The organism is Streptomyces coeruleorubidus, assembly GCF_008705135.1.
GTDB lineage: Bacteria > Actinomycetota > Actinomycetes > Streptomycetales > Streptomycetaceae > Streptomyces > Streptomyces coeruleofuscus.
In genome coordinates, this window is the sequence record NZ_CP023694.1 from 8,660,282 (window position 1) to 8,674,032 (window position 13,751).

The 13,751-nt window shown below is 73.2% G+C and carries 13 protein-coding genes; 5 read left to right on the top strand and 8 right to left on the bottom strand.

What is annotated here, in order from left to right:
- Positions 1-1,344, top strand: a complete 1,344-nt coding sequence (locus CP976_RS39460; protein WP_150484653.1) for a Gfo/Idh/MocA family protein — start codon at positions 1-3, stop codon at positions 1,342-1,344.
- A 12-nt stretch (positions 1,345-1,356) separates the two neighbouring features.
- Here the strand turns inward: CP976_RS39460 and CP976_RS39465 are convergent, their stop codons facing one another.
- Together CP976_RS39465 and CP976_RS39470 are read right to left on the bottom strand one after the other, a co-directional pair.
- On the bottom strand, positions 1,357-1,770 hold the full coding sequence (locus CP976_RS39465) for a Zn-ribbon domain-containing OB-fold protein (RefSeq protein WP_086855529.1): 414 nt from the start codon (positions 1,768-1,770) through the stop codon (positions 1,357-1,359).
- A 151-nt stretch (positions 1,771-1,921) separates the two neighbouring features.
- Entirely contained in the window at positions 1,922-2,632 is a 711-nt protein-coding gene (locus CP976_RS39470) for a TetR family transcriptional regulator (RefSeq protein WP_150484654.1), read from the bottom strand.
- Between the two features lie 159 nt (positions 2,633-2,791).
- Between CP976_RS39470 and CP976_RS39475 the strand changes: the two genes are divergently transcribed.
- Together CP976_RS39475 and CP976_RS39480 are read left to right on the top strand one after the other, a co-directional pair.
- Positions 2,792-3,514 (top strand): peptidoglycan-binding domain-containing protein, encoded by a 723-nt coding sequence (locus CP976_RS39475; protein WP_150484655.1) that lies wholly within the window; start codon positions 2,792-2,794, stop codon positions 3,512-3,514.
- Between the two features lie 807 nt (positions 3,515-4,321).
- Positions 4,322-4,810 carry a flavin reductase family protein gene (locus CP976_RS39480; protein ID WP_150484656.1) on the top strand — a complete coding sequence of 163 codons (489 nt, stop codon included), beginning with the start codon at positions 4,322-4,324 and terminating at the stop codon, positions 4,808-4,810.
- Positions 4,811-5,062: 252 nt separating this feature from the next.
- Here CP976_RS39480 and CP976_RS39485 read toward each other — a convergent pair whose 3' ends face one another.
- The 4 genes from CP976_RS39485 to CP976_RS39500 form a co-directional block, all read right to left on the bottom strand.
- Positions 5,063-7,459: a SpoIIE family protein phosphatase gene (locus CP976_RS39485; protein ID WP_150484657.1), complete on the bottom strand. Its 2,397-nt coding sequence runs from the start codon at positions 7,457-7,459 to the stop codon at positions 5,063-5,065.
- A gap of 100 nt (positions 7,460-7,559) precedes the next feature.
- Positions 7,560-8,123 carry an antibiotic biosynthesis monooxygenase gene (locus CP976_RS39490; protein ID WP_150484658.1) on the bottom strand — a complete coding sequence of 188 codons (564 nt, stop codon included), beginning with the start codon at positions 8,121-8,123 and terminating at the stop codon, positions 7,560-7,562.
- 43 nt (positions 8,124-8,166) lie between these two features.
- The gene (locus CP976_RS39495; RefSeq protein WP_190147024.1) at positions 8,167-8,547 is read right to left on the bottom strand and encodes a hypothetical protein; all 381 of its coding nucleotides are present in this window, start codon (positions 8,545-8,547) and stop codon (positions 8,167-8,169) included.
- A gap of 272 nt (positions 8,548-8,819) precedes the next feature.
- On the bottom strand, positions 8,820-9,740 hold the full coding sequence (locus CP976_RS39500) for a MurR/RpiR family transcriptional regulator (protein WP_150484659.1): 921 nt from the start codon (positions 9,738-9,740) through the stop codon (positions 8,820-8,822).
- A 167-nt stretch (positions 9,741-9,907) separates the two neighbouring features.
- On the opposite strand from CP976_RS39500, the gene CP976_RS43130 reads away from it, so the two are divergent.
- Both CP976_RS43130 and CP976_RS39505 read left to right on the top strand, forming a co-directional pair.
- Positions 9,908-10,069, top strand: coding sequence for a hypothetical protein (locus CP976_RS43130; protein ID WP_167537503.1), 162 nt, complete (start codon positions 9,908-9,910; stop codon positions 10,067-10,069).
- A gap of 55 nt (positions 10,070-10,124) precedes the next feature.
- On the top strand, positions 10,125-10,526 hold the full coding sequence (locus tag CP976_RS39505) for a DUF3662 domain-containing protein (RefSeq protein WP_150484660.1): 402 nt from the start codon (positions 10,125-10,127) through the stop codon (positions 10,524-10,526).
- A 179-nt stretch (positions 10,527-10,705) separates the two neighbouring features.
- On the opposite strand, the gene CP976_RS39510 is transcribed toward CP976_RS39505, so the two are convergent.
- Together CP976_RS39510 and CP976_RS39515 are read right to left on the bottom strand one after the other, a co-directional pair.
- Positions 10,706-12,622, bottom strand: coding sequence for a phosphatase PAP2 family protein (locus CP976_RS39510; protein ID WP_150484661.1), 1,917 nt, complete (start codon positions 12,620-12,622; stop codon positions 10,706-10,708).
- A 169-nt stretch (positions 12,623-12,791) separates the two neighbouring features.
- The gene (locus CP976_RS39515; RefSeq protein WP_150484662.1) at positions 12,792-13,691 is read right to left on the bottom strand and encodes an N-acetylglucosamine kinase; all 900 of its coding nucleotides are present in this window, start codon (positions 13,689-13,691) and stop codon (positions 12,792-12,794) included.
- Positions 13,692-13,751 lie beyond the last annotated feature (60 nt).

The window sequence follows — 13,751 nt, forward strand, 5'->3', positions numbered from 1 at the left end:
ATGAGTCGAACTCCCGTCCTGCGCGCAGCCGTCGTCGGCACCGGCCACCGGGCCCAGCTCTTCACCCGGGGCCTCGCCGAACGCCCCGGCCACCTCGTGGCCGCGCTGTGCGACCCCAGCCCGACCCGGATGGCCTTCCACAACCGGCTGCTGACCGAGACCGGCGCGCCGGCCGCCACCCCGTGGGAGCCCGACCGCTTCACCGACCTGCTCGCCGAGGAGGACATCGACGAGGTCGTCGTCACCACCGTCGACGCCGAGCACGACCGCTACATCGTCCCGGCCCTGAAAGCGGGCTGCCGGGTCGTCACCGAGAAACCGATGACCGTCGACGCCGAGCGCTGCGCCCGCATCCTCGACACCGTCCGCGAGACCGGCAACCGTCTGACCGTCGCCTTCAACTACCGCTTCAACCCCGTGCACGAGAAGGTCCGCGCCCTGCTCGCCGAGGGCGCGATCGGCGAGGTGCTGTCGGTCCACTTCGAGTGGCTGCTCGACGTACGGCACGGCGCCGACTACTTCCGCCGCTGGCACCGCGAGAAACGCCACAGCGGCGGCCTGATGGTGCACAAGTCCTCGCACCACTTCGACCTGGTGAACTGGTGGCTCGCCGACGAGCCCCGGGAGGCCTTCGGCTACGGGCGGCTCGGCTTCTACGGCCGCGAGGCGGGGGAGCGGCACGGACTGCGCCGGGACTACGACCGCGCCCACGGCGCCGACCGGGCCGCGGACGACCCCTTCGCCCTGGACCTCGCGGCCAACGACACCCTGCGCGCCCTCTACCTGGACGCCGAGCGCGACGACGGCTACCTGCGCGACCGGAACGTCTTCGACGGGCCGATCACCATCGAGGACGACATGTCCGTCCTCGTGCGCTACGCGCGGGGCGCGACGATGACGTACCACCTGACCGCCTACTCCCCGTGGGAGGGCTACCGGGTGATGTTCAACGGCAGCGCGGGCCGGCTGGAACTGGAGGTCGAGGAGAGCCGCTGGCAGCCGCCCCTGACCCGGGTCACCTCGGCCGCGGGTGCCGTGCACGGGGACACGGCGGCGGAGCACGCGGGCGGCGCCCGCCTCACCCTGCGCCCGTTGTGGCGGCCCCCGGTGGACGTGCCGCTCGCGGTCGCCCACGAGGCGCACGGCGGCGGCGACCCGCGCATGCTCGACGCGCTGTTCGGACCCGTCGGCCCCACCCGCGCCCCGGACACCGCGGCGGCGGCCCATCCGACGGCCACCGAACGCGACGGGGCACTCGCCCTGGCGGTCGGTCTCGCGGCCAACCGGAGCTTCGAGACGGGACGGCCCGTGCGCACCGGCGAACTGCTCCCCGGGATCCGGTGACCGGACCGCCCGTCAGGTCCAGGCCCGGTACGGCTCGTCGATCAACTGGAAGACCGGCTCACCCCGTACCGGGTCCTTGGCGGTCGACAGCCGCACCCGGTCCCCGCTGTGGATGCCGATGGGCGGGCCCATGACCCGGCCGCGTACGACGAAGCCCTCGGCCATCTCGATCAGGGACACGTTGCGGGCCGCCGGGGTGTTGCGGTGCACCACCGTGGAGTGGCGGACGGTGCCCACGCCCTCGCTGCGCTCCGTCCGCAGGTCGCTGCCGCGGCAGACGGGACAGAGCACCCGGTGGTACATGGCGGTGCCGCACCAGGTGCAGCGCTGGAAGAGGATGGCCTCCGTGGCCGGGCCCCTCGGGTCGAGCAGACCCGTCGGGGAGCCGGCTGCCTGCTGAGCGACGCTTCCTGAGTGGTGGTACACGCTGTCAACTCCCTGCACTCGGCCGGAATCCCGTGTGCACGGTCGCCCGCGCACAGGTGTGCCCGGTTCGCCGTGCCACCGCGCACGCAGCACAGAGTATGGCACTCAGTGCCACTCGTAAAGGCACTCCGTTCCCTCAATGTGCGGACCCTCAGCCCCGCCCCAGCGTCGACTCGATCTCCTGCACGACCCGCCACAAGGGCGCGTCACGCCGGGACACGACGACCACCACGTCCTCCGGCTGCTCCCCGGCAGGAGGCACCGGCGTGCCGCCGAACGCGGACTGCACGTACGCCAGCGCGTGGTCCACCGTGGCGCTCGCGTCGTCCTGCCCGTCCGAACGCAGCCAGGAGCGCAGCGCGTTGTTGTGCGCCGCGACCACCGCCGCCGCGATCACATCGGCCTGGAGGGTGCCGTCCCGGCGGGCCGCGAAACGCCGGCGCAGATACTCGGCCAGGGCGCGCTCGTAGCGCCACACGACCGACAGTTCGTAGGCGCGCAGGCCCGGGACCTGCTTGGTGAGGCGGTAGCGCTGCACGGAGAACGTCGGGTTCTCGGCGTACATCCGCAGTACCAGCCGGGCCGCGTCGCAGACCCGCCGCACGGGTTCCTCGTCGCCGCCGCCCGCCGCGAGGAAGGCCGTCATGTCGGCCAGGCACCGTTCGTGGTCCGGGAAGACCACGTCCTCCTTGGACGGGAAGTAGCGGAAGAACGAGCGCCGTCCGACCCCGGCCAGCGTCACGATGTCGTCGATGGTGGTCTGCTCGTAACCCCGCTCGAGGAACAGCTGGAAGGCCGCCGCCACCAGGGCGTCCCGCATGGGCGGCTTTCCGGTCCCGGGGTCGGCTTTCTCGGAGCTCATGAGCGGGAACGTAGCACCCGGAAGGGTACGCATGGCACTCAGTGCACTCTCCGGGAGGAACCGAGTTCCCTCTGAACTCCTGGCCCGGCAGCCGCGTATCTAGCGGCAGGACGATCCCCGAAGACGGGCGCCCCCGAGCCCGGACGGAAGGAGAGCAGCGTGTCGACACCGTCCGAGCCCCGGCAGCCGCACGACGGACCGGCCCTCGAACCCATCCGCGTGCTGCGGCCTCGCCGCACCGACGCACTCGCGGAACTGATGCGGGAGTACCGCGAGGAGATCGGCTCGGCCCCGGGCGGCAACGAGTCCCGCGGCTACGAGCCCCGCAGCTACGGGACTCGCGGCTACGAGTCCGTCGCGTTGCCCCGGCCGCCGGCCGGCTCCGAGGACCTGACGCAGGAAATCCCGCCCCTCAGCCGCGAGAGCGGCTACGGCCGTGCCGGGCCCGGACCAGGGCTGCGCCGCGCGGCCGTCGCGGTGGCCGTCGTCGCGGCCGCGGTGATCGGCTTCGGCGGCGCCGCCCTCCTGCTGCCCGGCAAGAACACCGGCGACAAGGCGACGGCGCCCGCTCCCCGCCCCACCGCGTCCGCCTCCGCCGCTGCCCCCACACCCACACCCACCCCGCCCGCCGCCGACCCCGACGGCCCGGGCACCCTCCGAGAGGGAGCAACCGGCCCCGAGGTGACCGAACTACAGGAACGCCTCCTGCGCATCCCGGACGTCTACCGGGACGGCTCCACCAGCGGCCGTTACGACCCCACACTGACCGCGGCGGTCGCCCGCTTCCAACTCTGGTACGGCATCCGCGGCGACGAAACCGGCGTCTACGGCAACGACACCCGCCTCGCCCTGGAGTCCCGCACGGCACCGGTGGCCGACTGACTCGCCCCTGCCCGCGGGGCGGCATCGCAGGCAGCGGGGCATTCCCGCGGTCTGCACGGGCGCCGGAGACCCCGGGCGTCGGCCGGCACCGGTGGCTGGCTGACCTGCCTTGCCCGCCGGGCGGCATCGTCGGCAGCGGGGCAATCCCCAGGCCGGCACGAGCGCCGGACACCCCGGACGCCGGACGGCACGCACGTGGCCGGCACCGGCGCCGGCCTGGTCGTCGCGCGGCCCGGGCCTCGCGCGGCCGGGCGCCGGGCCGCCGGGGCGTGGGCCGGCCAGGCGCCCGGGCCGTACCGTCCGCCGAACGGCACCGTCCCGCCGGTAGACACACCCGTCGGCTCGGCGGCGTTGTCCGGCTGGTCCGGGCGTCGTGCGGCGTGGGTGGCCGGGGGGCTGGTCGTGGGGTGGCCTGATGCTGGGCTGTGCCGACTCGCCGGCCGGCACCCGTCGGCCTCACGGCGCCGCTCGCCCAGCCCGGATGCCGCCCAGCCCTGATGCCGCCCAGCCCGGATGCCGCCCAGCCCGGATGCCGCCCAGCCCTGATGCCGCCCAGCCCTGATGCCGCCCAGCCCTGACGGCCGCCGGCCCGGGCGCCGGACCCCCAGTCGGGGGCCGGTCCGAAACCGGGCGGCAGCGATCGCCCGGCGGCATCGGCCCCTCGTACGCACCCGTCGGACCGGCGGCGTCGTCCCGCAGCCGGCGTCGGCCCCGGGGCATCGCACCCCGGGATGGCACCCACCCACCCGACATGGTGAGGTGATGCCGAGACGGCAGAGGACGCGAGGGCGAGGGAGTGGTGTGAGCATGGCGGGCATGGACGCGTTCATCGGGCGGCTGGACCCCGAGATGTGCGTGGTCACGGCCGTCGCGGGCGGTGAACGGGCGGGGTGCCTGGTCGGATTCGCCTCGCAGTGCTCGATGCGGCCCGTGCGGTTCGTGGTGTGGCTGTCCGAGGTGAACCACACCTTCCGGGTGGCTCGGGACGCCGAGGTGCTCGCCGTGCACCTGCTCGCGCGTGAACAGCACGGCCTCGCCGAGCTGTTCGGCGGGCGGACCGGAGACCGGACGGACAAGTTCGAGGGGCTCCGGCTGCGAGAGGCGTACGGCGGGGCCGTCGTGCTGGAGGACGTGCCGGCCTGGTTCGTCGGCCGGATCGTGACGCGCGCGGGCGGCGGCGACCACATCGGCTTCGTCCTCGACCCTGTCGAGTGGGGCGGACACGAGGCGTACGACGGGCCGCTGCTGCGCCTCTCCGGCGCCCTCACCATCGACCCAGGTCACCCGGTCGACTGAGCCGGCCCCCGGTGGGTCGAACACCGGGCAACGTCCGGGAAAAGAAGCGGGACGCCGGGCCCGCCGGGCGTCATCCTGAGCCGGGGCGACGAGGCACGAGGCGCCCCGCCCGCCGACAGAAGGCCACGCCCATGAACGGCTCCCGCATCCCGGGCCTGGTGCTGCCCAGCCTGTTCCTGCTGGCCCTGGTCGTGGGCCTGTGGTGGTACTGGCGGCACCGCGGCGACTCGTGAACGGCGAACGGGCCGTCCCCTACACCTCTCGCATCCTCGGAACCCGGACGTCGACGACGCACACGTCGTCCCGCCGCTCGTCCGGCAGCATCCGCGCCAGCAGCTGCCCCAGTGATCCCGGCCCCTCGGCGCGCGGGGCGGCCACCGCGTCGGCGAGGCGTTCCAGACCCCGGTCGATGCTCTCCGGGGGGTGCTCGACCAGGCCGTCGGTGAACAGGACGAGCCGGTCGCCCGGGGCGAGACGGCACTCCGCCTCCTCGAAGACCGGCGTCGAGGTCGCGCCCAGCAGCATGCCCTTGGGGCGGTCCAGGTACCGCACCTCGCCGTCCCTGAGCAGCAGCGGCGGGGGATGCCCCGCCTGGGCCCAGACCAGCCGGCGCTGCCGGTGTTCGTACCGGGCCAGCACCATCGTGGCCGTCGCGTGGGAGTCCCGGGAGTGCAGCAGCAGCGTGTTCAGCCGGGCCAGCGCGCCGGTCAGCGACGAACCCGTGATGACCATGCCCTTCGCGGTGAAGCGGAGCTGTGCCATCGTGGCGACGGCGTCGACACCGTGCCCGGCGACATCGCCGACCACCAGCAGCGCGTCCCCGTCGGGCAGTTCCACGGCGCTGAACCAGTCACCGCCGACGTGCACCCCCGACTGGGCGGGCAGATAGGCGACCTCGACGCGCAGTCCCGCCAGGTGCACCGGCCGGTTGGCCAGCGGCAGCAGCGCCTGCTGGAGCCGGGACGCCAGGGTCCGCTCGGCCTGGAGCACGTCGTGCTGCGTGAGGATCGCCTGCTCGCTCTCGACCAGGGCCAGCTCCGCCCGCCGCCGGGCGGTCATGTCCTGGACGACACCGTGCACCTCGACAGGCGTGCCGTGCATGTCGGCCACGGCCTCGGCCACGAGACGCAGATGCCGGATACCGCCGCTCGTTCTGACCCGGAACGGCAGGTCGAACGCCTGCCCCTCCTGGACGAGCGCCCGCACGGCGCGGGTCAGCGCGGGCGCGTCCTCGGGCAGCGCGAGCTCCGGCACCGCGGTGAGGCCCACCGGGCCGTGCGCGGGGTCCCGGCTGAAGATGGCGAACACCTGGGTCGACCAGGAGGCCTCCCGGGTCGCCAGGTTCCAGTTCGCCCAGCCGAGGTTGCCCAGCCGCTGGAGGTCCGCCAGCCGCTGCTCCTGCCGGTCGGAGGAACCGTGCCGGATCCAGCTGACGACCAGCGCGTCGTCCAGCCGAGCCACCCGCGCCGAGTACGTGGACAGCGCAGCGATACCCGCCGCGACCTCCTCGTGCGCGAACGGCTCACTCTCGTACGGCTCCCCGGTGGTCAGTGTGCGCAGACAGCCCTGCCACAGCGGCTCCTCCGTCAGGGCCGGCCGGAATTCCAGCAGCCGCCGCCCCGCCAGCTCTTCACCGGCGCGGCCCAGCAGGTCACCCGCCCGGGCGGTCGCGGCCTCCACCCGGAAGTCCTCGGGCTCGCCCGACGCGCCCCTCAGCGGGGTGAGCAGCATCGCCGCGATCGGCAGCGCGTCGAACAGGGCCTGCACCGCGTCCGTGGCGGCGTCGCCGACTCGCTCGGGCGGTGCGTCGAAGGCGCGCAGCCGGCCGGCGCACAGCTCGGTGACGCCCCGCAGATGGGCCTGGTCGCGGGCCGTGAACGACCCGGCTCGGCCGCGCAGCACGCCGATGCAGACGTGGGCCGGGCCCGCGGCGGGCACGGGCAGCCAGACGCGCGACCGCCACCGCTCGGGCGGGTCACCGATCAGCAGTTCCCGCCGCTCATGCGTGGCGACGTCCTCCAGCCAGCACGGTTCGCCCGTCCGCAGCGCGTCCAGCGCCGCGATGCCGCTCAGCGGCGGCACCTGGCTCCACTGGGCGGCGAGCTGGTCGTCGATGCCGGCGTGCCCGATCAGTTCGAGTCCGCCGTCGGGCCTGCGGGCGTAGATCATGATGGCGTCGGCCGCCATGTCGTGCGCGAGATGCTCCAGCAGACACCGGGCGAGGTCGTGCGGTGTCATCACCCGAACGAGGGCCTGCCCGAGGCGGGCGAGGGCGAGGGCGACATCGTCCGGCGCGGCCGTCTCCGGCAGGACGTCGGAGCCGAAGCCGGGGGTGTCGATGCCGACGGGCTCGGCCGCCTCGCCCGGGCCGGGTGCCGTGGGCGCCAGGGATCCCAGCGTGATCCAGCACTCCTCCAGGAGGGTGTGGCGCGCCGCCTTGGCCCGCTGGAGCAACCGCTCGTCCGCCGCGTCCGCGGAACACCCGGTCAGCGCCATCACCGCGCCCTTGGCCCGTTCCACGACAGCCGACATCGCCGCCTGGTCGCGCAGCCGGTCCAGCTCGGCGCGCTGCCGGGCGACGATCCTGGCCAGTTCGACCAGGTCCGGTGCGGCACCGGGCTCCGCCGGCGTCACGGGCTCGCTCGTCACGCGTTGAGCATCGCACACCCGCGCCGGTTCGAAGACGGCCTTGTGGAACGGACTGCTCCCGTATCCCGACGGCCACACCGGTCACACCAGCCTCAAGCCGTCAGTGGCCGTCGCGCTGATACAGCCACAGCCGCAGCAGCCGGCTGAGCCTCGGCATGACGAGATACGTCAGCACCGGCAGCAGCACCAGCGGGAACACGGCGGCCCGCAGCGGCAGCGGCCAGCCGGTGGTGTGCGGCGTCACCAGCCACTGGATGAGCAGGGTGAACGGATAGGCGCCGAGGAACGTCGTGAGGACCATCTTCCACCGGGGCGGGGCCTGCACGGTGGTGCCGGGCAGGCTGAACCACGTCTCCATACCGGTCGTCGACTGGCGTTCACTGCTGACCTCGGTGGCGATGTCATCGATCCGTCGGTGCCAGTGCGCGCGCTCCTCGGACTCCAGCCAGGCGGCGAGCCGGTGCTGGTCGGACCAGCGCAGCACCGCGTGGTAGCGGTGACCGTCCTCCGGCGTGAGCCAGGAGACGCCCTCGTTGCCCGGGAACTGTCTGGCGCAGCGGGTGATGCCGTGCGTCCACTCCTCGAACTGCTGCTCCCGGCCGGGACGCACCTGCCAGGTAAGAACCGTGGTCACCGGCTCACGCCGGACTTCGGTGGTGCTCATTCCGTCACGTGTGCCACGCACACCGCGGGTCATGCCCCACGAGTCACGGCTGGCGGTTGGCCTCCACCAGAGCCTGGGTGACCGCCCGGACGCTGCGCGCGATGTGCTGCAACTGCATGACCTCGGCCGCGTACAGCTTGATCGTGTGCTCGATGACGCCCTCGTGCAGACCGAGTCCGGGCAGGTCGGCGCGGGCGGTCTGGAGGGCGGTGCGGGCGACCCTGATCTCCTGCTGCACCTGGATCTGGGCGTGCCGGGCGAGCAGGACGGGGTGGCGGATGAACACGGGGTAGCCGGCGTAGCGCGCGGGCACCAGCTCACGCAGCCACTTGGCCGCCGAGCGCTCCCAGTCGTAGCTCCCGGGGGTCTTGACCTGGCAGGGCCAGTCCGGGCTGATGCGCGTGGACGTCAGGGGCATGATCATCGCTTCCGGGTGTGCGGCGTCGTGAGGGTGGACGACGGGTCGGGGTGGCCCCGGCCTAGGGGATGACCGGGGCCGCCACGGACACCCGGGACGCCGAAGCGGGTAGGAGCCGGCCCCTCGGGTGCGGAACGGATCCGGAACGGCCGGGTCGCGATCCGTGAGCAGTATTTATATATGCCATCCGGTTTTCAAGACGCATGAAAACATTCATGCGCGCTTTGTTGTGGAGGGTCCCCATGTGAGGAGCTGAGGCATGGCCCGGTGCGTGCCGCTCAGTCCCGGAGGAAGAAGTGATGCTGGTCGGCGACCTGTTCGTACTCCTCGAGCCGGGCCTGCGTCCGTTCCGGATCCGCGTCCGTCATGGCCTGGAGCAGCGCCGAGCACATCACGCCCGGGGCGGCGTAGGAGTCGAAGACCAGGCGCGATCCGGTCCCGAGGGCGAAGGTGACGTCGGCCTCGTCCGCGAGCGGCCCGAGAGCCAGGTCGGTGATCAGGGCGACCTTGAGCCCGGCGCCCCGCGCGACCCGGACCGCCGTCAGTGTCTCCTGGGCGTGCCGCGGCATGGAGAACGCCAGCACCCAGGTGCCGCCCGCCTCGCGCGACTGGAGCAGCGCGTCGTAGGCGACGCTCCCGCCCCGCGTCACGAGCCGCACGTCCGGGTGGATCCGGCGGGCGGCGTAGGCGAAGTACTCGGCCAGCGAGACGGAGATGCGCAGGCCGAGGACCGTCAGCGGGGTCGAGGACGCCAGCTTGCGGCCGATGTCGATCACCAGGTTCGGGTCGGCGAGGTCCCGCCGCAGGTTCTCCAGGTTCTCGATCTCGGCGTCGACCGCCGCCTGTAGCTCGTTGCCCCGGTTCTCCTCGGCCGGGCCGCCGCCCGCGAGGGTGCCGAGCGCGATGGCCTGGAGCTTCTCCCGCAGCGCCGGGTAGCCGCTGAAGCCGACCGCCGAGGCGAACCGCGTCACCGAGGGCTGGCTCACGCCGACCCGGTCCGCGAGATCCGTGATGGAAAGGAACGCCGCCTCGGTGATGTTCTCGATCAGGTACTGGGCGATACGCCGCTGGCCCGGGGACAGCCGGGGCCGGTCGAAGAGCGCCCTGAGCTGGGCGGAGGGGGAGACCTCCGCTTCGGGTGCGGCCTTCCCCGAGGTGATCGCGGATGCCTGTGCGCGTGCCTGCTGCGACGATGGCACCGGTGCGCCTCCTTCGTCTCCCGCGGACGTTCAACATAGCTCACGCCCCCTGGTGACCAGGGCTTCTTCACCCGGCACATGAGGTGCCCGGCAGATGGATACCCGGGCGCCGGGCGGGAACCCGCCGCGGCAGAAGATCCCGACACGAGGCAGGAGGAGCCATCGTCATGACCGTCCCCGAGGAGAACCGGCCGAAGACGCAGACCACGGACGAGGTCCTGGAACACCAGGACGAGCACCAGACCCGGCCGCCGGGCGCGAGCGGTCGCACGATGCGCGAGGCCCTGGAGGAGGCCGAGGTACGGCCCGACGACTACGACGAGCATTAGCACACCCCCGGCCACCCCTAACCGAACCGACGACGCTTCCGGCAGGTGAGACCGCATGGGCGCACTGAGTGCGCTGGAAGAGACACTGGAGAACCGATGGGAGGCCCTGTGGGCGCGGGTCCTCGACAAGGAGCCGGTCGAGGTCCTCGACGCCCTGCGACACGCGTGCGACGACAACGCCGTGGTGTGCCGGGCGGACCGGATCATGGTCCCCAACGCCTACGACGTAGAACTCTCCGACGAGGTGCACGACCAGCTGACGCGCCACGGCACCAACGTGGGACAGGCCCTGACCGACAGCCTGATCCGCCACGCGGAACGCAAGGGCTACGAGTTCGCGGGCCCGCTCGCGGTGCACGTCGCGAGGTGTCCCGACGTGCCCAACGGGCGCTATCGCGTGGCCAGTCGCGTCATGCAGCACGTGAGCACGGACGGCTTCTTCCACGCGGCCCACTGAAGGGCCATCGAGCGCTCAACGGCGATAGATCGTGATCGAGTGCCCGACATCGTCGACCGGGCGGCTGCCGCCGATCAACTCGGCCAGCCGCCCGGTCGCTTTCGCGGCCGTGGGACGGCGGGAGCGATCCGGAGGTCCCTCATGGACCCACTCTGCATCAGCCCCCGCCGCCCGGGGCGTCACCGCTTCACGAGTCGCATCGACAGACCGTCAGCCGTGTGAACGGGCACGGCCCGCAGCGTCGTCGAGTCCAGCTCGACACGGTCGAACCGGCCGCGCAGCGCCGGAGCCGACAGGACCGGGACGGTCGTCCCCGCGACCGGCGGCCGCTCGGCGTCGAGCCGCAGCGACAGCACGCTGCCCGGGCCCAGCAGCACGCGCCGGCTCACCGTGAGTGCCGGGCCGTGGTTCCCGCGCAGCGTCAGCTCCAGCGTCGACTCGCCCTCCTGGACGTACGAGCCGCGCACCCGCAGGACCTTCTCCGCGCGCAGCGTGCCGCCGGTGACCCGGACGTCGCCCTGTCCCAGGGCGTTCGGCGAGGCGGCGACCAGTGTGCCGTCCTCCATCACGGTCCCGCCGTGGTACCGGTTGTGGCCGGTCAGCGTGAGCGTGCCCGTGCCGCGCTTGGTCAGTCCGCCGTCGCCCTCGATGTCGTTGCGCCAGACGTCGGCCGCGTGGAAGCCCCCGGCCGCCGCGTCCAGCGTCACCGTGACGTCGCTGTCGAAGGCGCCGTATCCGTCCGCCGCCGCGAACAGGTTCAGCCGGCCCCACTGCTCCAAGCCGTCCAGCAGGACGTACCCGGAGGGCAGCGCGGTCGTGCGCAGCACCTCGCGGCGCTGGGCCGCGCTCAGGTACGGCAGCCGCGTCTCCAACAGGACCTCCGCGCCCTTCGGCACGGTGAGCGGGTCCTTGCGGCCGCGGCGGGGCAGGACGTACGTCGACCTGCGCTCGACCGACCGGGCGTTGGCCTCGCGGTCGGCGTAGGTGTCATCGGAGTCCGAGTGGGCGTAGGCGTACAGCGTGTCCGCCGTCGTGCCGGTCTTCTGCGTGAAGTAGGCGAGGGCCTGGGCGCGCGCGGCCGCCTTGAGTTCGGTGTTCGCCGGGTCGGCCAGTGTCGCCGCGGTCAGGGCGGTCGCCATGATGCGGCCGCCGATGACGTCGACGGTGGAGTGCATGCCCGACATGATCCGGGTGTGGCTGAGCTCGAACGCCCGCGTCACCAGCTCCTGGAAACGCTCGGGCACCGCGTACGCGAAGGCCAGACCGGCCAGATGGAAGGCGTTGGTGTGGCCACTGGGGAAACCGCCGTCCTCCTCCGGGGTTTCGGAGCGCTGCCGCAGCAGCTGCGGGGCCACGATCACGTCCGAGTCGTACACCGGGTAACCGAGGGCGTCCTTCTTCCCGGTGTCCACGACTTCGCTGTCCTCGTTCATCCGCCACGGACGCGGGTACTGGAAGGCGAACTTGGCAGGGTTGCCCGAGGCGAACGGCCCGCGCACGGTGTCCACCAGTTTGGCGACCTTGCCGAGCTCCGACTCGTAGGAGCCCGCGCCGAGCGCGGATCCGGCCGGGGCGTCGGCAGGCAGGGTGTCGCTGATCTTCCCCGGGGGCGTGCCGTCCGGGGCGCCGGTGATCGACGTGACCGCCTTGGCGCCGGACTTGTACAGCCCGGCGAGCGGACCCAGTCCGCCGATCATGGCGTAGCTCTGGTGCTGACGGTCGTAAAGGAAGGCCTCCTTCGCCTGCGCCTCGGTGCGCGATGTCGTGACCCAAGCGCAGTAGCGCATGTTGGCGCGCAGCACCTCGCGGTCCAGGACCCGGCCGGTGTCCCAGGCGTCGCCGGTCTTCCACACCTGGGACATGCCGCCCAGGATCCGGAGGACCGCGTTGGTCTCGGGGGTCTGGTTCGTCAGGACATTCGACTTGTAGTCGTCGACGAACGCCGCGGGGCCCGTGGCGGCCTTCGCGTCGGCGGCGGCGAGCCACGTGGCGAAGGCGGGCGCGGCCAGCAGACCGGCCGAGGCGCCCAGGGACGTCCTGAGGAAGCCCCGCCGGTTGACGGACGCGGTGGCGATGGGCCCGGCTGGTGACGGCATGCGTGTGCCTCTCTCGAGTTCTGCGACGGGAGTCTGCGCCGGAGTTCCGAGGCGCGGTTTTCGGCCGTTCGGCCGGGGGGACGAGCGAAGATCTACGGCCGTGCCGTGACCCTTCGGAGAGGGATCGGCCACGAGCCGGTGTCCGGAACTTGAACGGGGTCCGCCCGGCTCACAGCAGCGAACGGGCCAGCGCCACCGCGCCCTCGACCGGCGGCACGCGCAGCCGCTGGGGGCGGGCCGCGGGCAGGGACTCGGCGAGCGCGGAGGTGAACGCCTCGTACAGCGCGGGCTGGGCGAGCACCGTGCCGCCCGCCACCACCACGTCGTCCACCGCGACCCCGCGCCCGGCGAGCCGTACGACCAGCGAGGCCAGCGCCCGGCCGCCGTCGGCGATCACGGCCCGGGCGAGCGGTGAGCCCGCCTCGGCGGCGGCGAACACCACGGGGGAGTGCCGGCCCCATTCGCCGGAGACGTCCGTGGCGGCCTCCAGCGCGGCGCCCAGCGCGGGCACCTCGGCAACGCCGAAGGCCTCGACCAGACCGGTCGCGAGTGCGTCCGGAACCTCGCCGCGGTCGTGCGCCGCCCAGACGGCCCGCGCGGCCTCGCGGACGAGTCCGGCCGCGCCGCCCTCGTCGCCCAGCACCGCACCCCAGCCGCCGACCTGGACCGGACCGCCGTCGGGCAGCCGCCCCACCGCGACCGAACCGGTACCGGCGACCAGACCGACGCCCTTGTCCAGCCCGGCGGCGGGAACGAGCAGTTCGGCGTCGCCCACGACCAGCGCGGGCACCCCGAGCCGCTCCTGAAGTTCGGCCCGGATGGCTTCGCACTGGCGCGGTGTCTCGCAGGCGTGACCGCCCACGGCGACGGCGGACGGGCGTGCGTCCGCCGGCAGGGCGTCACGGATCAGTGCGGCCAGCCGGCCGGCCGCGGCCCCGGGGTCGTGCGGCCGCCAGCCCGCACTGCCGCTGACACGGTCGACGACGTTCTCGCCGCCCGCGAGGGCACGCAGATGCGTCTTGGTGCCGCCCACGTCGATGCCGACCACGTAAGGCGTGGAGTCCTGCACGGGTCCTCTTTCGTCGTTGCGCGGTCACGGCGACGGCAGGCGAACCGTGCGTCGGACCAC

Coding starts and splice junctions, on each gene's coding strand:
- CP976_RS39490 (WP_150484658.1), bottom strand. CDS start 8,123: ATGAGCACCACCGAAGTCCGGCGTGAGCCGGTGACCACGGTTCTTACC.
- CP976_RS39505 (WP_150484660.1), top strand. CDS start 10,125: ATGGGCGCACTGAGTGCGCTGGAAGAGACACTGGAGAACCGATGGGAG.
- CP976_RS39460 (WP_150484653.1), top strand. CDS start 1: ATGAGTCGAACTCCCGTCCTGCGCGCAGCCGTCGTCGGCACCGGCCAC.
- CP976_RS39495 (WP_190147024.1), bottom strand. CDS start 8,547: ATGATCATGCCCCTGACGTCCACGCGCATCAGCCCGGACTGGCCCTGC.
- CP976_RS39470 (WP_150484654.1), bottom strand. CDS start 2,632: ATGAGCTCCGAGAAAGCCGACCCCGGGACCGGAAAGCCGCCCATGCGG.
- CP976_RS39480 (WP_150484656.1), top strand. CDS start 4,322: ATGGCGGGCATGGACGCGTTCATCGGGCGGCTGGACCCCGAGATGTGC.
- CP976_RS39510 (WP_150484661.1), bottom strand. CDS start 12,622: ATGCCGTCACCAGCCGGGCCCATCGCCACCGCGTCCGTCAACCGGCGG.
- CP976_RS43130 (WP_167537503.1), top strand. CDS start 9,908: ATGACCGTCCCCGAGGAGAACCGGCCGAAGACGCAGACCACGGACGAG.